This window comes from Archangium sp. (genome assembly GCF_036388035.1).
Taxonomy (GTDB): Bacteria; Myxococcota; Myxococcia; order Myxococcales; family Myxococcaceae; genus Archangium.
In genome coordinates, this window is sequence record NZ_DASVSO010000687.1 from 1 (window position 1) to 20,794 (window position 20,794).

18 protein-coding genes are annotated in these 20,794 nt (G+C 67.4%); 11 read left to right on the forward strand and 7 right to left on the reverse strand.

The genetic code is table 11. The features are described from left to right. Nucleotides 1-372: 372 nt before the first annotated feature. The 3 genes from VF697_RS27995 to VF697_RS28005 form a co-directional block, all read right to left on the reverse strand. Nucleotides 373-1,038: a hypothetical protein gene (locus VF697_RS27995; protein WP_331099789.1), complete on the reverse strand. Its 666-nt coding sequence runs from the start codon at nt 1,036-1,038 to the stop codon at nt 373-375. 481 nt (nt 1,039-1,519) lie between these two features. After that, nucleotides 1,520-2,284, reverse strand: a complete 765-nt coding sequence (locus VF697_RS28000) for an LEM-3-like GIY-YIG domain-containing protein (RefSeq protein WP_331099790.1) — start codon at nt 2,282-2,284, stop codon at nt 1,520-1,522. 150 nt (nt 2,285-2,434) lie between these two features. Beyond that, nucleotides 2,435-3,208 carry a hypothetical protein gene (locus tag VF697_RS28005; protein WP_331099791.1) on the reverse strand — a complete coding sequence of 258 codons (774 nt, stop codon included), beginning with the start codon at nt 3,206-3,208 and terminating at the stop codon, nt 2,435-2,437. Nucleotides 3,209-4,040: 832 nt separating this feature from the next. Here VF697_RS28005 and VF697_RS28010 point away from each other — a divergent pair. Then, nucleotides 4,041-4,646: a DUF6310 domain-containing protein gene (locus VF697_RS28010; RefSeq protein ID WP_331099792.1), complete on the forward strand. Its 606-nt coding sequence runs from the start codon at nt 4,041-4,043 to the stop codon at nt 4,644-4,646. Continuing rightward, nucleotides 4,643-5,398, forward strand: coding sequence for a DUF5953 family protein (locus tag VF697_RS28015; protein ID WP_331099793.1), 756 nt, complete (start codon nt 4,643-4,645; stop codon nt 5,396-5,398). The genes VF697_RS28010 and VF697_RS28015 overlap by 4 nt, the downstream gene beginning before the upstream one ends. Nucleotides 5,399-5,613: 215 nt before the next feature. Here the strand turns inward: VF697_RS28015 and VF697_RS28020 are convergent, their stop codons facing one another. Next, nucleotides 5,614-6,621: an HsdM family class I SAM-dependent methyltransferase gene (locus tag VF697_RS28020; RefSeq protein ID WP_331099794.1), complete on the reverse strand. Its 1,008-nt coding sequence runs from the start codon at nt 6,619-6,621 to the stop codon at nt 5,614-5,616. Nucleotides 6,622-7,224: 603 nt separating this feature from the next. Continuing rightward, on the reverse strand, nt 7,225-7,770 hold the full coding sequence (locus VF697_RS28025; protein ID WP_331099795.1) for a hypothetical protein: 546 nt from the start codon (nt 7,768-7,770) through the stop codon (nt 7,225-7,227). 376 nt (nt 7,771-8,146) lie between these two features. Here VF697_RS28025 and VF697_RS28030 point away from each other — a divergent pair, with 376 nt between their 5' ends. After that, on the forward strand, nt 8,147-8,638 hold the full coding sequence (locus tag VF697_RS28030) for a VOC family protein (protein WP_331099796.1): 492 nt from the start codon (nt 8,147-8,149) through the stop codon (nt 8,636-8,638). On the opposite strand, the gene VF697_RS28035 is transcribed toward VF697_RS28030, so the two are convergent. After that, on the reverse strand, nt 8,611-10,569 hold the full coding sequence (locus VF697_RS28035) for a hypothetical protein (RefSeq protein ID WP_331099797.1): 1,959 nt from the start codon (nt 10,567-10,569) through the stop codon (nt 8,611-8,613). The two genes, VF697_RS28030 and VF697_RS28035, sit on opposite strands and share 28 nt — an antisense overlap. 262 nt (nt 10,570-10,831) lie before the next feature. Between VF697_RS28035 and VF697_RS28040 the strand changes: the two genes are divergently transcribed. Together VF697_RS28040 and VF697_RS28045 are read left to right on the forward strand one after the other, a co-directional pair. Beyond that, nucleotides 10,832-13,222, forward strand: coding sequence for a TonB-dependent receptor (locus VF697_RS28040; RefSeq protein WP_331099798.1), 2,391 nt, complete (start codon nt 10,832-10,834; stop codon nt 13,220-13,222). A 136-nt stretch (nt 13,223-13,358) separates the two neighbouring features. Continuing rightward, entirely contained in the window at nt 13,359-14,627 is a 1,269-nt protein-coding gene (locus VF697_RS28045) for a hypothetical protein (RefSeq protein ID WP_331099799.1), read from the forward strand. 34 nt (nt 14,628-14,661) lie between these two features. On the opposite strand, the gene radA is transcribed toward VF697_RS28045, so the two are convergent. Then, nucleotides 14,662-16,023: a DNA repair protein RadA gene (gene radA / locus VF697_RS28050; RefSeq protein ID WP_331099800.1), complete on the reverse strand. Its 1,362-nt coding sequence runs from the start codon at nt 16,021-16,023 to the stop codon at nt 14,662-14,664. 210 nt (nt 16,024-16,233) lie between these two features. Here radA and VF697_RS28055 point away from each other — a divergent pair, with 210 nt between their 5' ends. The 6 genes from VF697_RS28055 to VF697_RS28080 all read left to right on the forward strand — a co-directional run. After that, on the forward strand, nt 16,234-16,503 hold the full coding sequence (locus VF697_RS28055; RefSeq protein ID WP_331099801.1) for a GlsB/YeaQ/YmgE family stress response membrane protein: 270 nt from the start codon (nt 16,234-16,236) through the stop codon (nt 16,501-16,503). Between the two features lie 125 nt (nt 16,504-16,628). Then, entirely contained in the window at nt 16,629-17,663 is a 1,035-nt protein-coding gene (gene bioB / locus VF697_RS28060; RefSeq protein WP_331099802.1) for a biotin synthase BioB, read from the forward strand. Next, a complete protein-coding gene (gene bioF, locus VF697_RS28065; RefSeq protein WP_331099803.1) occupies nt 17,663-18,844 on the forward strand; it encodes an 8-amino-7-oxononanoate synthase in 1,182 nt (393 codons plus the stop codon). Before bioB ends, bioF begins: the two co-directional genes overlap by 1 nt. Before the next feature lie 3 nt (nt 18,845-18,847). Continuing rightward, on the forward strand, nt 18,848-19,582 hold the full coding sequence (gene bioD / locus VF697_RS28070; RefSeq protein WP_331099804.1) for a dethiobiotin synthase: 735 nt from the start codon (nt 18,848-18,850) through the stop codon (nt 19,580-19,582). Between the two features lie 103 nt (nt 19,583-19,685). Then, nucleotides 19,686-19,964 carry a hypothetical protein gene (locus VF697_RS28075; RefSeq protein WP_331099805.1) on the forward strand — a complete coding sequence of 93 codons (279 nt, stop codon included), beginning with the start codon at nt 19,686-19,688 and terminating at the stop codon, nt 19,962-19,964. Continuing rightward, nucleotides 19,961-20,794: pyridoxal phosphate-dependent aminotransferase (locus VF697_RS28080; protein ID WP_331099806.1), on the forward strand; the 834-nt coding region annotated here is incomplete at its 3' end. The genes VF697_RS28075 and VF697_RS28080, both read left to right, overlap by 4 nt.

Sequence of the window (20,794 nt, forward strand, 5' to 3'; positions counted from 1 at the left end):
TGAAAGAGCGCGGGGGGACCTCACTTCTGGACGTCCAGAAGTGGTGTGCGTTGATGTGCGATGCTTCTGGACGTCCAGAAGTGCCCGTGCTCCCCCAGAAAAACAAAAGGCTCCAGGTTCCGGAAAACCTGGGGCCTTGAAGAGGCGTGTGCCCAAAGGGCGCTGCACGGTCTGTCCATCGGCCTGCACACAGCCCAGGCGGCACTCGTCAACAGCCCTCCTCGGCCTCTCTGCTCTTGCCCGTTCCCTTCAACAGGGCCCTGTCCTTCTTATGCGTTAGGAATAGGTTGTCGCAGTCGCAGAGGCGTCGCCATGACGTGCCAGGACATGCACGCCGATTGCGACGGGAGTCAGTCTATCGAGTGGGCGGATTCACAGCACCTCAAACGCGATAACTGCGTGCCTGTCCCCTATGTTTTCCTCAAAGACCCGTCGCACACGCATGGTGACATCGAATGGATTCAGCACCGATGAAATGTCTTTCTCGATCACTTTCCTGAAGTGAGCCAGTTCTCCCTTTTTGTGACTTGGGGATAGCGGAAATTCTTTGTTCAAGTCGCTCTGCAGCATGTCATGGAAGCCCAAGCTCTCATTATTCAAATACGTGACCAGTACTCTGTCCGTTGCAAGCAACATGTATTTCCTTGCCTCCGGCAGAGGAAGAAAATGTAGCTTCATCAAGTCGATAATCAACTTCGCCATATAAGCGGTCCGGTCCTGATTCCCACTTGGGATCGCTTTGAAGTACTTCATTTCAAAGGCGCCGAGCAGTTTCCCCGAATCGTCGGTGTGCACGAAATCAATTTCCCGCGACTTGAATTGAGCATGCGGATGGAGATACTCAAGAAGACAATGGTGTGCCTTAACGCCGGATTGGAGCAAAGCGGCGTAGAAGTCGTACCGAAAGCAGTCTTCTGTCACCCTGCTGCCATTGGCAGACTGCAACCGTGCACGGAAAAGTGCCGTGCATTTTTTGAAGTATTGTGAATAGGGGTCCTGCGTTTTTGTTTCCGGAGAAGGTGTCAAAGGACTCGGCATTTTTGTTTCCGGAGAAGGTGTCAAAGGATTCGAAAAGCGGGACTTGAGCCAGAATAAGACTCGGTTTGGACAGGTGAACCTACGCTCTCCAAGTTTTTCCGAGGACTTGGAGCCGAAACAAGTCCTTTGACACCTTCCACGCTGAAATAGCGCGAAGGGGACCTCACTTCTGGATGTCCAGAAGTAACGTGGGTTGATGTGTGATGCTTCCGGGCGTCCAGAAGTGCCTCCGGGAGAGTGTCAGAGGATTCGAGTCGGACGATGCGCTTTACGAATCGTCTGACACCTTCTCCGCGGCCTCGTCCACAACGATGCCGACCCGCGCGCAGAAGCGTTCGGCGAACCTTCCCACGACGATGACCCTTCCGCCTTCCTTGCGGATGCGTTCAGCCTAGCTAGCGCGGCAGGAAACGCCGTCGGGGTAGAACGCGCACAGCTCCTGCGGCAAGCGGGTTTCCTCTCGTCGGTGGCGTCGGCGGGTCTAGGCCGGGCCGATGTAGCGGATGCTCCACTGCGGGTTGGCCGCCAGGAAGCGCGTCACGTTCTTGTTCAGCCAGTCCCGCATCTCCGGTGCCTCATTGACGGTGCAGCCGTACCGGGAGGGCTTGAGGGCCTCCTCCGGCGTCCAGCCGCGGTCGCCTTTTCGCTGGGGACGCCACTCGAGCGGCTTGTAGACGCTGCGCACGACCCCGTTGTGGACGCCCATGATGTACGCGGGCTTCTTCTTCAGGACGCCACTCGCCTTCCACCACCCGGTGGTCCGCTCCTGCAACTCCTCCGCAGTGAGAGTGGGGGTCCAGAGCTTGTTCAGCGAGACGAGCAGGATTGGCACCTCGGGCTCAGGCGCCGGCGGCGCGTTGTAGAGCCCCTCGACATCGGCCGCAGACATCAGCCCGTGCTGGGCGTGGTGATGGCCCAGCACCACATTGAGCAGCGCTCCCGGCTGGAGGTGGTGCATGAGGTCGATCGCGGCGGCCTCGACGACGTACGCCTGCTGGGGGCTGTCGATAGCATGTCGCAGGACGAGCACGCTGACCTCGTGACCGGCCTTCTCGATATCGAGGATCCGCTGGTGCTTGGCGCTCTGGAGCTCCGGGTGGTCGAGTACGTCTTGGGCGTCGAGCGCGTGTGCGTAGGCCCGGTCTCCTTGTCCCTTGCCCACGTAGAAGACCTGCTGGTCGCGCGGATCGGCCAGGAGGTACACGTACCAGCCGAGCTTCTCCTGCGCCTGCTTTGAAAAGCCCATGGGCACTCCTTGAATTGTCGTGGCACTCAACCTGGGGAGGTGTCAAAGGACTTGTATCAGTACCGCCCCTCCAGGTCGTCTGACACTCTGCCCGGCAAGGCAAGTGGAGGACGAGCGAACCCGGGTGCCGGGCACGAGGGGCCGCGCGCCTCACTGCCCGAGCGAGGAGGGCGGCGGCTTCGCACTGAAGGAGGGCGCGTAGCACTTGCCCTGGTGCTCGAAGAGGTCCTCCGGGCACGGGGCCTTCAGCTCGTGAGGCATCCAGCAGGCACCGACGATCTCGACCTCGGTGTAGCGCGTGCAGGGGGGGCGCTTCTGTCCTTTGAAGGGCTCTTTGGGGAGAGGTCGGGCGAGCACGGTTTGCTCCTGGGGGGTGGTGTCCGAGAGCCACGCGCGGAAGTCCGATGTCCCAGCTGCTGTGGGCTCCTCGTGACTCAGGGGCGCTGGCGGGGCGCTCGGGGGTTGGGGCACGAAGGCCTGATGCACCAGCGCGCAGAGCAGGGCGCACACCGTAACGGCGCTCACCACGCCCAGCCCCAGGAGCCATCGGAGGCGGGGCTCGGGGGGGTCGGACAGGGCGCGGACCATGCGCCGCACTTCCTCGAGCACACCTTCCAACGTGAACAGCAGCGACTCCGCCGACTGCCTGTCCTGGGCCCTGGCCCAGTCGGTGTGCTCCACCTCCATGGCGGAGTAGCCCCGTGAAGCCCAGAAGACGAGGCGCACCCGCCAGTGCTTCTTCGGTGCCGCGCCCTCCTCGGCGGCGTGCTTGCGCACCAGGGCCGTGGCCCCGCTCGTCTCGTGCGTGGCCAGATAGAGTTCCTCCTGGCTGCCGGTGGACTGCTGTACCTGCTCCTGTATCAGGTACGGCCCCAACCGCTCCGGTTGCTCCCCACTCGCTTCGGACTTCTTCTCCTCGTCCATGCGTGCTCCTCACGAGACTCTCCGCATGCCGCATGCGGGAGCTCCGAGGCGGGTGTTCGCATGAACCGTGCCCGACATCCAGGAGGTCCTCGGTTCGTCAGGTGGGGGCCTACTCACAGGTACCCTGGAGCGTTCACCTCCGCGCTGGGCACAGTTGGGCGCCACACCTCGCGGCCTCCTTCCGGAGATGGTGTCAAAGGATTCGAAAAGCGGGACGTGAGCCAGAAAGAGACTGGGCTTGGACGGGTGAACCTACCGCTCTCCAAGTTTTTCCGAGGACTAGGAGCTGACCCGAGGAGTGCATCCGGCCCGACAGAACGCACGTAGGGGATGGGGATGGGCCCAGGAAGGGTGTCAGACGACTCATAGCTGCACCACGCCCGAGAATGAGCTGCCCGCTGCGTTGGCGCTCGCCCTGGCCCGAGCTTTCGTGGCTGTCGGGGCGCGATGTCATACTCCAAGCGGCCCCGCCAGGACCCGCCAGATCCTGGCTCCAAGGGAGGACCCGCCCATGCGTCTCCGAGCGTGCATCGCACTTCTGCTCTTTCTCTCAGCCTGTACGACGACACCGCCAAGCCCGAGAGAGCCAGCAGCCTGGGACCCGAGGCTCGCCAATCTCCAGCGAGCGGCGACGCTGCCGTGGACGGACGGAGGGCGTTGTGCCGTCCAGGCGGCTTCCGAGCCCTGGCCCGAGCTGGCGGAGCGGTGCTTTCATGCCCTCGACCATGACCGGCTCGAGTTTCACGACACCACGAGGCGATGCGCGGTTGCCTCTGCCGGTGCCGCTGCCGTGGGGGTCGGGCTCTGCGTCCTGGCGGCACCGGAGCTCGTCGTGGGAGCGGTGATTGTGGCGGGCGTGGTGGTGGTGGGCTTCGTCATCAAGGAGGCCCTCGATGCCCATGAGCTGAAATGGGCCGATCCCGAGGACGCAAGGCCCGCTCCTGAAACGCGGCCCGTGCCTGAAACGACGCCAGCCCCGCGGAAACCTTCGCCGATAAAAAAGCCCAAGCCGGAGCCCAAAGGACCGGATTTCCCTCCCGTGGGGCCAACCGAAGTCACGGAGCGAGACCGCCGCTGGTGCGAGCCCATCCCGGAACCGCACGCGGGCGAGGATGACGCGCATAACCAGTGCGCCGATCAGTTTCCGCCCAACCGTTATCCCGGAATGGATGTGCTCGTGGGCGGTATGAGCTTCGATGCACTGCAAGTCGGCGTGCGTGTGCTGTGGGAAATCAAGACCCATCGATTTGACACATACCCTGATTTCATCCAAAAGCGGGAGATTGAAAAAGAAATCAAGCAATTGGACAAGCAACGAAAAGTTGCGCGAGACTGCGGATATGGCTTCGCTGTTGGGGTTAGCACTGAAGAACACAAAGAAGCACTGGAGTTCCAGGCGCCCGAACTCAAGATCGTCGTAACGGGTTGCAAACGATGACTACGCGAAAGAAACTCGGCATTATCGTTTATGCGCCTGCACTGGTGGGTAACGACCGACGCACGCTCGCTATTGTCCAGGAGATGGAACGGGCGCTCCCGGGTTTGCGCATGGAGTGGGAGGTTTCTGAAGATGGGCGCCTCAACGCATTGCCGCAGCGCGACGCGCGGCTCGTAGAAAGGATTGAGGACGGGGGATTCCCTCTCGTGTGCAACGGGGACGAGAGTTACCCCGTGACAGTTTGGGGAAGGGGAACATCGGGACGCTTCAGCCCAGGCGGTCAGGCCCAGTTTGAAGTGCATGCAGAGTTGCCGCTGGATGCCGTTGGCCTCTCAGCGGCGGCGGATGTGCTTGAAGCCATGGCAGAGGCCGCGCGTGCGCTGTGGGGGCATGCGACACCGTTTCGCGCGGGAGTGGAGATCGCACGGCAAACAATCGATCCGGTGCATAAGCCAGGGGTTCCTCCCCGGGGGCTGCCCGCCCTCAAGCTCCCAGAGAAAATCCCCGCACCTGAGATTCCGCATCGCCTCGGGTGGCTGAACTACTGGTCGGCTGCCGCCGCACGGGCCATCGGCTTCCCCGACCCGGCCCGCGACGCGGAGCTGCTTTCGTGCTCACGGCGCACCGCGACGGGCGGGTGGGTCGTCAAACTCACCGATGCGCCGCTCGGTCTGGACAACCCCGCCCACCTGGACGCGCTCAAACGGGCTTACGCGCGCTTCCCGGAAATCGGCGGGCGCTCCACCCCTTGAGGCTCGGCACGGCTCGCGGTGGCCGTGCTCAGGGCGCCGCCTTCTGGAAAGGGCGCGAAGGGGACCTCACTTCTGGACGTCCAGAAGTGAGGTGGGGTGATGTATGATGCTTCTGGACGTCCAGAAGTGCCCCGCCTGTCCACCGGTTTGGCGCACAGCCCAGGCGGCACCCGTCAGTGGCCCTCCTCGGTCCCTCGGCTCCCGCCCCCTGCTCTTCAACGTGCCTCAGTCCCTCCTCTGCGCGAGAGGTCCGTCTGGATCGCCTCGAACTGCTCCAGGGCCGCACGCAGGTCATCCACGATCTCCCCGGCAATGACATCCGGAGCAGGCAGGTTCGCTGAGTCCTCCAATGACTCGTCCTTGAGCCAGAAGATGTCCAGGCTCACCTTGTCCCGCTGGAGCAACTCCTCGTACCCGTACGAGCGCCAGCGCCCCTCCGGAGCCTTCTTCTCGGACCACGTTGCCTTGCGCTGGTGCCGGTTCTCCGGCAGGTAGCAGGCAACAAACTCGTCGAGATCCCCCCGCTTCAGCGGGTTCGTCTTCAGCGTGAAGTGCTTGTTCGTGCGCAAGTCGTAGACCCAGAGCTTCTCGGTCCACGGCTTCTCCCGGCCCGGCTTCTTCTCGAAGAACAGCACGTTCGCCTTCACGCCCTGCGCGTAGAAGATGCCCGTCGGCAACCGCAGCAGCGTGTGCACCTCGCACTCGTGGAGCAGCTTTCGGCGAATCGTCTCCCCCGCTCCGCCCTCGAAGAGCACGTTGTCGGGCACCACCACCGCCGCCCGCCCGTTCACCTCCAGCAGCGTCTTGATGTGCTGCACGAAGTTGAGCTGCTTGTTGCTCGTGGAGGCCCAGAAGTCGTCGCGCACGACGGTGAGGGCCTCTTTCTCCTGCTCGCCCTCCTCGTTGATGACGGTGACGGAGGACTTGCGGCCAAAGGGCGGATTGGAGAGCGCGACCTTCCACCGCTTGCCCGGGTCGCCGCGAATGGCGTCATCCACCACGACGATGGGAGTCTCATCCCCGCCAATACCGTGGAGCAGCAGGTTCATCGTGCACAGGCGGGCGGGCGTATCGGCGATCTCCCACCCCCGCAGCGCCTCCAACTTGAGGTGCTTCTTCTGGTCCTTGTCGAGCCTGTTGAACCAGCAGGGCGCCGAACTCGTCCAGCTCCGCGAGCGCCTCCCGGGTCGCGGCGAGCGCCTGTGCCTGGGTGTTGCTGGCACATGCCAACGGACACATCAGCACCAGGGAAAGAATCAGGAAAACCCTTCGCGGAAGACACGGGGCGGGAAAGGCCGGACGGGTGACGTTCCGGCGCGAAAGAGCTTCGCTCGGCATGCAGCGCTCCAGGGGAGTGACGGGTCACATGTAAGAAGCGCCCGGATGGGTAGCACAGCCATCAACGGAAGAAAAGCCCTGCTCAACCCGTCAGGTCAGAAGCCCTGGTCAACGTCCCAGAGCGGTGGACGTGCTCTTTCGCGTGAAATCAGCAAGTCCCGGCGCTTCGTGAGTCAGGGAGTCACCGGCTGTATGTGACTCTCTGAGTCGGCTCCAGGCAGCCGAAGATGTCAGGCGATTCGTAGGGCATGAGTGGAGGCCCAAAACCCAACCCGCTCTTTCAAACTCCTGGCGTGCAACTCTCGCTGAAAGAGCGCGAAGGGGACCTCACTTCCGGACGTCCAGAAGTGAGGTGGGTGGATGTGTGATGCTTCTGGACGTCCAGAAGTGCCAGTGCTCCCCCGGAAAAACAAAAGGCCCCAGGTTCCAGAGCACCTGGGGCCTTGGCGAGTTGCCCGACGAGTTCTTCGACACCTTCCCAGGGCTTATCAGGGGCTCGTGCGGGTCGCGGTGAACATGCGGACGATGTCGCACTTCAAGCCGCCTTCGGGCTCTTCAACCAGGGGAATGCGAAAGGCGTAATAGGTTCCCGTGAAGGTCGACGGCTCCTGAGTGCTGGCGGGCACCGTCTTGAACTGGCCGTTGATGGAGACACGAACCAGGTGGTTGCGTCCATCGGCGAGCGTCATTGCCTTCTCCCCCGCGAGGCTGATGTTGGGGGGCTGGGAGGCGCCCGGGTAGTATGCGCCGGTGAGTTCAACGCGACTCACCGTCCCCTTCAGTGTGTCGCCGTTGCGTGAGAACTCCAGCTCGGCTGGCAGCTTCATTCCGAGCTTGTCACAATCCGCGCCCAGTGGGCCCTCGCTCTGGAACGAGAGTCGATAGGTGCCCGCCATGGCATCACAGGTGCCGTCACATACGGGCGGGACATAGGGCGTGCTGTCGTTGCCGGAGCTCCCGCATCCGGGATTGCCCAGGCCGCTGCCCATGGTCATCGCGCCGAGCATGGCGAGCAGGGGCAATCGAAGGGACATGAGGGAGGGTCGGGGGGCTCGGTAGTGGGTCGACACGGGATGTGGCTCCTGCGGGGGTAGCGAGAAAGGGAGCTTACAGGACTCACCCTCCTCCCGGATGCACTCCCATTTCCGGTGGCGCCTGCTGCTTGGAGCGTTTATCGAGTGTTTCATTTACTCGAACCCCAATGGGCACCGGCTCCTGGTCCTTTTTCGCTGACAGTTTCGTGAAACACCCACCCGCGGTTACGGGTTCAAGGCGGGTACTCTTGTAGTCAACTCCGCCCGCGCCTCCGGCGGTTGCCATGCGAGCTCCTCCAGCGATCTTCTGCCTGGCTCCGCTGAAACCAGGTAGCATGCCGAGCAGCAGTCTGACGCGGCAGCATTGGAGCACCTCATGCCTCGAATCCTCAGCCGCGTGCTGCTGGTCCTCACCCTGAGCGGCTGCGCGGCGGTGCCTCCTCGCCAATCCGCCACCGCCCCATCCACAGGAGCCTCACCCATTCGCCTCGGCAACTTTTCCGTCAGCCTCGCCGTCAAGGACATCACCGCCTCGCGCGCGTTCTACGAGAAGCTCGGCTTCCGAGCCATCGGCGGTGATCAGGCCCAGAACTGGCTCATCATGCAGAACGAGACCAGCACCATCGGCCTCTTCCAAGGCATGTTCGACAAGAACCTCCTGACCTTCAATCCCGGCTGGGACCGCAACGCCAATCAACTCGCCGACTTCGACGACGTCCGCGAGCTCCAGCGGACCCTCCAGGCCCGCGGCCTCACCCTCGTCTCCGCCGCCGACGAATCCTCCACCGGCCCCGCGAGCCTCATGCTCATCGACCCCGATGGCAACCCCATCCTGATTGATCAGCACGTCCCGAAGCCGGATCGCTGAGGGTGAACGGGCGCAAAGCCTCGCATTACCGCGAGCCTCCCACGAACTTCTCGTGAGCCCCCGAGACACCGAGGGGACCATGGCCGCTCACGTCCTCGAATGGCTTTACCCAGGCAGCTAGCGCCGCAGCTCCTCCGGGTGATGTCCTGGGCCCGCATGCTCAGCAATCTGGCGAAGTGGTAGGCCGTGAGGAGCTCCACCTCCGTCCGGCCGTACACCACCGAGACATCCCGCCGCACGACCCGGGCCAGGACGCTCAGGCCGTGCGCCGTGGTGGCCGCCACGCTCACGCCCCGCTCATTCCGCTCGATCCGCCAGCGGCGGCCCTCCGGCTCTCCGGGAATGGGCTGCCAGCGTTCGGCTTCCGGGAGGCGCTCGGCGACATGGAGCTCCACCTCGTACCGGGGCCGCTGGCGCGGACGGGTGAGGGGCTCGGTGTAGCCGCAGGTGAGGGGGTTGCCACCCCGCGAGCCGAGCAGGTGGCGGGCACCTGACTCCAGCGGGCGGCCCAGGAGCGAGGCGGCTTCGGGCAGCGGGACGAGCGCGCACCCGTCCCGCATGGGCTTCGGCTCGGGGGCGGCGAACGAGGGATTCGTCCAGGGCGTCCAGGCATTCTGGAGTGAGAGGTCGGGCGGGGGCGCGATGGCCACCCGGAGCTTGCCCGTGCGCGGGGGCGGACGGGCGTGGGGGCCCAGCTCCGGGGGGCCGGTGATGCCGAGCGCCGCGTAGGCCCGGACATAGGCGTCCCTCAACGCCTTCAAGCGCAGGACGATGCCCTTGCCCTTGCTCCGGGCCTGGAGATCCGGCCCGTGCCACTCGCTGGGTAAGGGACGGCCATTGGGGAGGGTGAGCTTGGGCGCGCCGGAGCCGAAGCGGAACCACGCGCGCCGGGAGGCCTGGTCCACGTACACCAGCGCGCCATCATGCCGGGGCGAGTCATCCTCTCGGCCCGCCTTCAGGGCCCGCTCATTCGACCGCAGCACCTCCTCGGCCTCCTGGTCGTCCAGGCCGGGGCCCTCCTCGTTGGACACGAGGACCTGCACCCGCGTCCCGAACCGCCCGCGCAGGGCGTGGACCGGCTCGAGGGTGGCGCGCCACTCCGGCGCGGGGGGGAGCTTGTCCAGCCAGGAGACCGCCTCCTCTGCTTCCGGGCACACTCCCCAGGGGACGGGCTCGGGGTGGGGACGGGGCGCACGGGCCTCCTCCCGCCGCAGGACCAGCTCCTCCAGGGTGAGGGCCTGGGCGCGTGTGCGCAGAAGGAGGGCGAGCCGGTACGCCAGGGCGAGCTCCGCCTCGATCCGGCCGACCCCCGGCGGTGGCTCCCGCAGCGCCACGTGAACCACGAGGTCCATGCCGTGGGACGTGAAGGTGCGCACGCTCACGCCGTCGTCGGCATCATCGGCCCGCCAGCGGACGTCCCCCGCGCCACCCGGAAGGGGCGCGCGACCCAGGAAGCCCCGGTCCGAGTCGGGGCCGGAGTCCCGTCGGGAGAGACGGAACGACACCTGATGGCGAGGCCGCTCCGGAGAGAAGGTGGCTCGCTCGGTGTAGCCACAGTCGACGAAGCCATATCTCCGGCCCTGGAGCAGCTCGAACGCGTCGAACTCCAGGGGGTGGCCCACCAGGGAGGCGGCCTCGGAGAGCGGAAGGAGCTCGCACCCATCCGGCAGGTGCCCCAGCAGGTGCGGGGGACGGCCTCGCGGCCCTGTCGCCGGGGTGGAGGAGGGCGCGGGCACCTGGGCCGTGGGTGGGGCCTCGGGTGTCGAGGCGGGCGGGCTCAGTCCCAGGCTACGCCCGAGCCCCATGAGCGCCAGGACGAGGGTCCACGCCAGGAACATGCGCAGCAGGGGAGAGCGGCGCCGCGTCGCCCTCCAGAGACTCAGGACGATGAATGCCGTGAGTCCGATGAAGCCCCATACCCACAGCCGCATGCAGTGCGCTCCGCCCGGTTCCCGAATGGGGCCTGGAACGCCAGCCTAGCAGGCCTCGGCCCCGCGGACGGAAACCGCCAACCCGTCAGCCAGGGGCATCCCGGTCCGCCTGATCAGCGATCGAGCAGCACGTCAACGCGCTCCTGTGCGGCAAGCGGTGAGCTCCGGGCAGGGGCCTGCTTCTGCCTCTCCGCATCCGTCCCCCTCTCTCTCCCGAGCCCCAAACTCCCCTACACTCGCCCCACTGCTACAGAGGATGGTCATGAAGCTCGTGAAGTATTGGGGTGTGGTGCTCTCGCTCTTGGTGTCCGCGGGCGCCTGGGCTCTGGAGGGCGGAACGATTCGAGGCACGGTGTACGTCGCCGGTAACGAGCCGCTGCCGGAGGCCCAGGTGGTGCTGGTGGGCACGGACCTGGTCGCCACCACCAACGGCGAGGGGCAGTTCGAGCTGCGCAACGTCCCCCCCGCCAGGCAGGAGCTGACGATCTCCTTCCCCGGCTATCGCGACAGTACCCGCTCGGTGACGGTCCTGGAGGGGCAGGTGGTTTCGCTCGAGGCGGACCTGGAGCTCGACGAGCAGTTCGGCGAGGAAATCATCGTCACCGGCTCGAGGTTCGGGGAGAAGCGGCTCGAGTCCCCGGTCGCGGTGGAGACGGTGGGGGCGAAGACGATCCAACAGGCCGGAGGCGTCTCGTTCCTGACGGCGCTCGCGGCGATGAAGGGCGTCGACTACGTGGACAACGGCATCAACGAGAAGCGCATCTCCACGCGTGGCTACAACAACCAGTTCAGCTCCCGCATGCTCTCCCTGGTGGATGGCCGGCTGGCGCAGATGCCCATCAGCGGCATGCCGCTGGGCGGTCAGCTCCCCACGCCCAGCCTCGACGTCAAGTCGGTGGAGGTGGTGGTGGGGCCGGCGTCCGCGCTCTATGGCGCCAATGCCCACACCGGCGTCATCCATGTCCTCACCAAGTCCCCCTGGGACGAGTCAGGCGTCTCGGCGGTGCTGCGTGGCGGCACCCAGCAGCTCCTGGACGGGTCCGTCCGCGTGGCGGGCACCCTCCACAAGGACTTCGGCTACAAGTTCAACGGGGAGCTCTTTCGCGGCGTGGACTTCGCGCCGGACCGGGCCTTGCCCTCGCACTACTTTGGCGGCCCCCGGCTCCCGCCCATCTTCGAAGCCGACATGCTGGAGGAGTACGACACCCGCACGGCCAAGGCGGAGGGCTACCTCTACTACCGGGCCGGTGACTGGAACTTCAAGGGCGGCTATGGCTTCTCCGTCCATGATGGGATCCTGACCTCCAATGGGGGCCGCCTGCACATGCGCGGCTGGCAGGTGCACACCCAGACCGTGTCCGCCAGCAACCCCCACTGGTTCGCCCACGTGTCCCGCACCTCGAACGAGGCGGGGCACTCCTACCAGCTGGAGCGGCTGGCGGGCGTGCTCCAGGCCAGCGGTGGCGTTCCGAGCGACCCGGCCGCGCTGGAGGGGTTCAAGGAGCAGATCCGGGGCATCGACCACAGTGAGATCATCGACTCGGAGGTCCAGTACCAGAACACGTTCGGAGGGGTGAAGCTCGTCACCGGCCTCCAGCTGCGCCGGCACAACCCGAGCACCGAGGGGACGTCCCTGTCCGACGGGGGCGGCCATCGTCTGCGCGTCACGGAGTTCGGTGGCTATGTGCAGGCGGACAGGTCGCTGCTCCGGGACAGGCTGCGGCTGGTGGCGGCCGCGCGGCTCGATAGCCACTCCAGCTACACGCCGCAGTTCAGCCCCAAGGCCACGGTGGTCTACAGCCTGGCCCGGACCCAGCACCTGCGCGTGGGCTACAACCGAGCGTTCAAGAGCCCCAGCCTCCTCGAGAACTTCCTGCTCATCAACCACACCCTGGTGGGCAACCGCACCGGCTTCCTCATCCGGGACGCGGAGGGGAACCTGCTGTCGGAGCTCCGCCCGCTGGTGCCAGAGCAGGTGGACGCGGTGGAGCTGGGCTACAAGGCGACCTTCTTCAACCGGCTCCTGGTGGATGTCGTCGGCTACCACTCCTGGTACCGGAACTTCATCAGCGCGCTGACCCCGCAGGCCAATCCCGCGCAGGGCACCTTCGCCTTCTACCCGGATGGCCGGCCGGTCGCGGAGGGGACTCCCGTGCAGGGCGCCCTCTCCACCTACACCAACTTCGGCCGCTCGCGCGTGGCGGGGCTCGATGTCGGGGCCGAGTACCAGCCCTCCGCGCACGTCCTCCTCAACGGCAGCGTCTCGTACATCCAGGTGCTCAGCTTCCAGAACTCGGCGCCCACGCAGAAGGCGCTCCTGCTGAACGTGCCGGAGGTGAAGCTCAAGGCCTCCATCACCCTGCAGGACCTGGGGGTGAAGAACTCGTTCGTGCGGCTCTTCGGTCGCTACCAGGCGGCCCATGCCTTCAGCGCGGGCCGGTGGGACAGCACCCTGTTCTTCCCGGACGGGAAGGTCCCGGCGCGCTTCGTGGCGGACCTCGGGCTGGGCTACACCTTCGACAACGGCCTGGCGGTGAGCGCCAACGTCTTCAACCTCCTGGATGACAAGGGCGTGGAGGTCCTCGGTGCGGCGCCCACCCGGCGCTCCGGCTCCCTTCAGCTCGCGTACAACTACCAGGGGCTCGCCTTCTAGCGACGAAGTGCCTGAGTCCGAAAGACCACCGGCATCCGCTGGCCCTCCCCGCGCGTTCGCCACGGCCGAGGGGTCATGGCGCTTCCCCGGCGTGGTAGGAAGTGTTCTGGCTGTCTCCGGCCTGGAGGGAAGGACCATGTTCATGTACGCATCGCGTCTGGGGGCTCGTGTCGTGTGGGTCGCCACACTGGGTCTGGCCTGCGCTGGGCAGGTTGGCGAGCCCGCTCCGGATGCGGGGAGGCCCGAAGACCGCGATGCCGGCGTCGTCATCACGGACGGCGGAGACAGGGAGACGGATGCGGGCACCGCGGATGCGGGGGCGACCGATGCGGGCCCTGCGGACGCGGGCTCTCAGGACGCGGGGACACCTGACGCTGGGTTTGCCGACGCCGGCACCTCGAGCGCTCGCGCCCGGATCTTCTTCTCGGGACACAGCCTGCTCGACAACCCGATGCCCGATTACGTCGACAGCATCGCGAAGAGCAAGGGCAAGGACCTCCACTGGAACCAGCAGAACATCATCGGCTCACCCCTCCGGGTCCGCACCTGGGGCAACAACAACTGGGAAGGGTATCGCCAGGGCAAGAACCGCGCGGGAAACAACATGAACGTGGTTCAGGAGCTCCTGGCTCCGCGGACGCTGGGCCAAGGCGATGAATACGACACCCTGCTCATCACCGAACGGCACGACCTGCTGGGAACCATCGAGTGGGAGAACAGGGTCGGCTACCTGCGCCACTACCATGACCGTCTGATTGACGGGAACCCACGGGGCGTCACCTATTTTTATCATACGTGGCTGGACATTGATAAAGCCAACCCGGCCCAGTGGATCAACTACGAGAAGAACGCGCTGGTCGCGTGGGAGTGCGTGTCCTCGAAGGTGAACCTCACGCTGCAGGCCGCGGGGCGCGAGGATCGCGTGGTGACGCTCCCTGGCGGCGCGGCACTGGTCGAACTGGTGGAGCGGATTCTCGCGGACGAGGTCCCGGGGATCCGCGGCACCACGTCGCAGAAGCTGGACATGATCTTCAGCGACAACGTGCACCTGACGTCGCTGGGCACGTATTACCTGGCCGCTGTCCACCACGCGTCCGTGTTCCGGGACTCTCCGGCAGGCGCGGAGGGCCCGTCTGGCGCGAACGCAGCGACCGTCCAGGCCCTCCAGAGCCTCGCGTGGAACTTCGTGAGCGCCTACTACGCGCGGCCTGACGCGGGCACGCGGACGATGGCGGACTGCCGCACGCGCATTCCGCGGGACGTCTGTCCCGGCTTCTGGACGCTCCGGGGCCAGCCCGGAAACACCGCGGGGTGCCAGAGCTACTTCGGCAATGCGAACCCCGGTCCGAATGGCAACCCGTTCGTCTGGCCGGATCCAAACTGGCAGTCGCTGCCACCTCCGTAGTGCGCTCGCGCATGCTCGGAGTGCATTAGAAACCTCAGTCGAACATCGCTCCGAGGGCCTCGGAGAGCGTCTCGACGCCCACCACCTCCAGCTTCGTGCCCTCCAGCCGCTTCGCGCTCCCGCGGGGGATGATGGCTCGCTGGAAGCCCATCTTCGCCGCCTCGGCCAGCCGTGGCTCCACCTGGCCCACCGCGCGCACCTCGCCCGCCAGGCCCACCTCGCCCAGCACCAGCGTGTGCGCCTCCAGCGGCCGGTTCTGCAGGCTGCTCACCAGCGCCGCGCACACCGCCAGGTCACACGCCGGCTCCGAGAGCTGCATGCCTCCCGCCACGTTCACGAAGAGATCGCACCCCACCAGCGGGATGTCCTCCTTCTTCTCCAACACCGCCGCCAGCAGCGCCACGCGGTTGCCGTCCACGCCGATGGCCGTGCGCCGCGCCGTGCCATAGCCCGTGGGTGCCACCAGCGCCTGCACCTCCACCAGCAGTGGCCGCGTCCCGTTGAGCGTGCATGTCACCACGCTGCCCGCCTTGCCCGCCGGACGCTCGGCGAGGAAGAGCGCCGAGGGGTCCGGCACCTCCACCAGCCCCGCGCCCTTCATCTCGAAGACGCCAATCTCGTTCGTCGAGCCGAAGCGGTTCTTGTGCGCCCGCAGAATCCGGAAGGGGTGGCCGCGCTCGCCCTCGAAGTAGAGGACGGTGTCCACCATGTGCTCCAGCACGCGCGGGCCCGCGATGGAGCCCTCCTTCGTCACGTGCCCCACGAGGAACGTCGGCACCCCGCTGCGCTTGGCGTAGGCCATGAAACGCCCGGCCACCTCGCGCACCTGCGAGATGCTCCCCGGCGCGCTGCCCAGCTCCGGCAGGTACATGGTCTGGATGGAGTCCACCACCAGCGCCCGCGGCTGGAGGTTCTGCGCCACCCCCAGCACCCGGTCCGCGTCCGTCTCCGCGAAGAGGTGGATGTCCTCGCTCTCCACCTTCAGCCGCTCGGCCCGCATCTTCGTCTGCCGCAGCGACTCCTCGCCCGACACGTACAGCACCGGGCCCCCGCGCCCCAGCCGGTCCAGCGCCGACAGGAGCAGCGTGGACTTGCCGATGCCCGGGTCTCCGCCCAGCAGCACGAGCGAGCCGTCCACCACCCCGCCGCCCAGCACCCGGTCGAACTCGGCGATGCCCGTCTTGCGGCGCTCCTCCTGCTCGCCACTCACCTCGCGCAGCCGCACCGGCTTGGAGGCCCCACCCGAGGCGCCCCAGGCCGGGCGCTTCTCGTCCACCTTCGCCTCGGTCTCCTCCACCAGCGAGCTCCACGCGCCGCAGTCGGGGCACTTCCCCAACCACTTCGCCGACTGGTACCCGCACGCCTGACACGTGTAGTGCGTCTTCGCCTTCGCCATAGAGGGTTCTTCTCTAGCGCAGGCGGCTGACGTTTCCCCGCTTTCCCTCACGTCCCCCCAACCCCCGTGCGGGGCCGGAAGGGGAGCGAGCGGCCAGGCGTGGGGGCCCATCCCGGCCCCCTCCGTCAAGTTGTGCCAGACGGGAGGGGTCCCCACGTTTGCTCCCAACGGAGCCGCACATCGCGGCGTCCAAAGGAAAGGGAGACTGAGATGAGCATCATCTGGTTCATCGTGGTGGGTCTGGTCGCGGGTCTTCTCGCGCGTGCGATTCTCCCGGGTCGTCAGTCCATGGGTCTCGTGGCGACGATGCTGCTGGGTATCGTGGGCTCGTTCGTGGGCGGCTTCGTGGGCGCGCTCTTCTCGCCCAACCGGCGAGTTTTCGACCTGCATCCCTCGGGTCTCATCATGTCCGTCGTCGGCGCCCTCGTCGTACTAATGCTGGTGGGTTGGGCGGGCCGGGGCCGTCGAATCCACGCCTGATGTAAGGGACCCGCGCTGGGTCCCCTTCGGCGCGGCCGGGGTCGTCAACCCGGCCGCGCTGCGTGGTTGACAAGGGCCGGCCTCCCACGCACCGTGCGCGCTCCACGACTACCTCCGAGGAGCCCATGTCCGACTCCGCCGCCCGCGACTCCTTCAACGGTCACGCCCACTTCAACGCGCCGCCTCCCGGTATCGTCGTCCGTCACGACTGGACGCTGCCCGAGGTGCGCGCCCTCTACGAGCTGCCCCTGCTGGAGCTCATCCACAAGGCGCAGACGGTGCACCGGGCCGTCTTCGAGGACAACAAGGTGCAGCTGTGCTCGCTGCTGTCCATCAAGACGGGCGGCTGCTCCGAGGACTGCGGCTACTGCCCCCAGGCGGCGCGCTACCACAAGGACACGGGCCTCGAGGCCCAGAAGCTCATGTCCGTGCCCTCCGTGCTGGAGGCCGCCTCCAAGGCCCGCGCCGCCGGAGCCACCCGCTTCTGCATGGGCGCCGCCTGGCGTGAGGTGAAGGACGGGCCCCAGTTCGACAGCGTCCTGGAGATGGTCCGCGGCGTGAAGTCGCTCGGCATGGAGGCCTGCGCCACCCTGGGCATGCTCACCGAGAGCCAGGCCCGGCGCCTCCGGGAAGCGGGCCTGTCCGCCTACAACCACAACCTCGACACCTCCGAGGAGAAGTACGGCGACATCATCTCCACCCGCACCTACCAGGACCGGCTCGACACCCTCGAGCGCGTCCGGCAGGCCGGCATCTCCGTGTGCTCCGGCGGCATCATCGGCCTGGGCGAGTCCGTGGAGGACCGCTGCAAGCTGCTGCTCACGCTCGCCAACCAGGAGGTCCACCCCGAGTCGGTGCCCATCAACGCGCTCGTCGCCGTGAAGGGCACCCCGCTCCAGGACCAGAAGCCGGTGCAGTCGGTGGAGATGGTCCGCACCATCGCCGTGGCCCGCATCCTCATGCCCCTGGCCATGGTGCGTCTGTCCGCCGGCCGCATGCAGATGAACGAGGAGGCCCAGCTGCTGTGCATGCTGGCCGGGGCCAACTCGCTCTTCTTCGGCGAGAAGCTGCTCACCACCGGCAACCCCGAGTACACCCAGGACATGGCCCTGCTGGAGAAGGCGGGAATCCGCCCGCTGGAGCCGGACACCTCGCGGTAATGGACGGGGACTCCCGACACCTTCCGGCGACGGCCTGGGCCCAGGAAGAGCTGGGCGCCCTGGCCGCCCGGGGGCTGAAGCGCTTCCTCGAGCCGCTCGACTCTCCCCAGGGCCCGCTCGTCCGCCTGGGGGGCGAGACGCTCGTCAACTTCGCCTCCAACGACTACCTGGGCCTGGCGGCCTCGCCCACCGTGCGCGCCGCGGCCACCGCCGCCCTGGAGCTCCATGGCGTGGGCTCCGGGGCCAGCCGGCTCGTCGTGGGCGACACCGTGGCCCATCAGCGGCTGGAGGCCCGGCTCGCCGCCTTCGAGCGCGCCGAGGCCGCCCTCCTGTTCAACTCGGGCTATGCGGCCAATGTCGGCACCCTCCAGGCGCTGGTGGGGCCAGAGGACGCCGTCTTCTCCGACGCCCTCAACCACGCCTCCCTCATCGACGGCTGCCGCCTCTCGCGCGCCCGTACCGTCGTCTACCCACATGCCGATGTGGAGGCACTCGAGCGAGCGCTCGCCTCCACGCCCGCCCGTCGCCGCCTCGTCGTCACCGACACGGTGTTCTCCATGGACGGAGACTCCGCGCCCCTGCGGGAGCTGGTCGACGTCTGCCGCACCCACGGCGCCGCCCTGCTCGTCGACGAGGCCCATGCCACCGGCGTCCTCGGGGCCCGGGGCGCTGGGCTGTGCGAGGAACTGGGGCTCGAGGACGCTGTCGACGTGCGCATGGGCACCTTGAGCAAGTCCCTCGGCGGCATGGGCGCGTACATCTGTGCCTCCCGTCCCGTGGTGGAGCTCGTCCTCAACCGGGCAAGGCCCCTCGTCTTCTCGACGGCCCTGCCCGCCGCCCTGTGTGCCGCCGCCGAGGCCGCCGTGGACATCGTCGAGCACGACGAGGACCTGCGCGCCCGGCTGTGGCGCAACATCCGTCGTTTCTCCGAGGGGCTGCGCTCGCTGGGCTTCGCCGCCGAGCCCCGCAGCGCCATCTTCCCGGTGATCCTCGGGGAGCCCGAGCTCGCCATCGCGGCCTCGCGCGCGCTGCGCTCCCGGGGACTGCTCGTGAAGGCCATCCGGCCCCCCACCGTGCCGGAGGGCACCAGCCGGCTCCGCTTCTGTCTCTCCGCCGCGCACACCGAGGGCCATGTGGACCTGGCCCTGGAGGGGCTGCGCCGGCTCCACATCGGGAGGTAGCTCGTGGCAACCCGAGGTTCCCAACACCCGGCGGCTCAGGTGTTCGTCACGGGGACGGACACCGGCGTGGGGAAGACGCAGGTCTCCCGGGCCCTGCTGTCCCTGCTCGCCGACGCCGGGCTGCGGCCCCAGGGCTTCAAGCCCTACGAGAGCGGATGCGCGTCGCTCTCCGCCCCCGCGGATGCGCTCTCCCTGCGCGAGGCCGCCGGGAGCGACCTGCCCCTGGACCTCGTCTGTCCCCACCGCTTCCGGGCACCCCTCGCTCCTGGCATCGCCGCGCGCCGCCTCGGCCGTGAGCCCGACTGGCGCACCACGCTCGCCGCCTGGGAGCGGTTGCGGCACGGGCCCGTCGTCGTCGAGGGCGCCGGGGGCCTCTTCGTCCCGCTCGACTCCTCCCACGACGTCATCGATCTCATCTCCACCCTGCGCCTTCCCGTGCTGCTCGTCGCCCGCGCGGGCCTGGGCACGCTCAACCACACGGCCCTGTCCCTGGAGGCGCTCGCCGCGCGCAACATCCCTGTCGCGGCCGTGCTCCTCTCGCGCGGCACCCCCTCGCGCGACCCCTCCGAGCGCGACAACCCCCACCTCATCGCCGAGCGCCACGGCGTCCAGGTTCTTGGCCCCGTGCCCTACCTGGAGGATCCTCGCAGACGCCACGCCGCGTTCCGCCGAGCCCTCGCTCCGCTGGTTGCCGGCTGGCTCGCTCCCGAGAGTCCCAAACGCGCGCGAGGCCGATAAATCGGCCTCCGGCGCGATCCGCGCGCGAAAGTGAGTGCAAGTTTTCGTGTCACTCGGTCGTGAAATGGACGCATGTTTCGATCCGAGCGAGAACGCCCAGCGAATGGCCGACATCATCGACCTCTCGCTCCTCGCCGACGCCAGGCGGTACCTCCACAAGCTCCTGGATGCGCGCGGTCTCTCGTACTTCCTCCAGAAGGATGGCCACCGGCTCTTCCACATCGAGCCGGCCAAGGTCGACCTCGTGGTGCGCACCGCGCTGCGCTCGCGGGATGACGAGAGCCCCGCCCCTCATCCGAAGGCCGTCGAGCACTGCCGCAAGGAGATCCGCCGCGAGCTGATCCGCCACGTCGCCTCCGCGATGCTCCAGACGGGGCTGTGAGCCGCTTCTCCGCTCGCACCGACTTCTCCCGGAGCTGGAACCCCCTGGCCCGGGCGCTCGCCGAGCGCCGCGCCCGCGGGCTCCCCCTGCTGGACCTCACCGAGACCAACCCCACGCGCGTGGGATTGCCCGCGCCCGAGCCGGCGCTGCTGGCGGACCCCGCGGCCCTCGGCTACGCGCCCGAGCCCCAGGGACTCCTCCCGACCCGCGAGGCGGTGGCCGCGCACCTCGCCGCACGAGGCGCCCGCGTCTCGCCCGAGCACCTCGTCCTCTCGGCGAGCACCAGCGAGTCCTACGGCTGGCTCTTCAAGCTGCTGTGCGAGCCCGGGGACAACGTCCTCGTCCCCGCGCCCAGCTACCCCCTCTTCGAGTACCTCACGCGCCTGGAGGGCGTGGAGATGCGCCCGTACCGCCTGCCGCGCGCCCACGGCTTCGGCCTGGACGTGGGCGAGGTGGCCGCCGCGCGGGACGCGCGCACCCGCGCCGTGCTCGTGGTGAATCCCGGCAACCCCACCGGCCACTACCTCCAGGAGGGCGAGCTGGAGGCGCTCGGTGCGCTGTGCGCGGAGACGGGGCTGGCGCTCCTCTCGGACGAGGTGTTCTCGGACTTCGCCTGGGGCGAGGAGCCGGGCCGGGTGGCCACGGTGGCGGGGCGCGCGCTGCCCATGCTCACCTTCTCCTTGTCGGGCCTGTCGAAGGTGGCGGGGCTGCCCGGACTCAAGCTGGGGTGGACGCACGTGGGGGGGCCCGCCGAGGTGCGAGACGAGGCCCTGGCCCGGCTGGAGCTGGTGGCGGACACGTACCTGTCGGTGAACACGCCCGTGCAGCTC